Source organism: Dellaglioa sp. CoH-55-MRSF-9 (assembly GCF_056782155.1).
Genome location: NZ_JBXAYG010000104.1, coordinates 1 through 263, shown reverse-complemented (window position 1 = coordinate 263; position 263 = coordinate 1). Strand labels below are relative to the sequence as shown.

Annotated in this window: 1 protein-coding gene; it reads right to left on the bottom strand. The window is 55.5% G+C overall.

Translation table 11 applies throughout. The annotated features are described in order from the left end of the window. Positions 1-2: 2 nt before the first annotated feature. Positions 3-263, bottom strand: a 261-nt coding sequence (locus tag AC1RPV_RS07960; protein ID WP_481764230.1) for a hypothetical protein, incomplete at its 5' end; no start/stop codon positions are given.

Below are 263 nucleotides of genomic sequence, written 5' to 3'. Positions count from 1 at the left end.
CTTCACACTTGCTCCTTCATCCAGCGGCACCACGCGACACGCGTCATGCGCATGAGCCGGCGTTGCTGCTCCGATGAATAATCGTACAGCTCCACGGGGATATCGTGCCACTGTAGCCAGTGTTCCAGAGTGTGTGCCTTCTTGCCATTTACGGTCAGCAAATTATTGACCCAAGCAGTCAGCTGGTGCTGGGCCGTGATTACCGCTGGGTGTTCGCTGACATCAATCTCCGTACGTATCGCATAGCCTGACCACTCTATGCC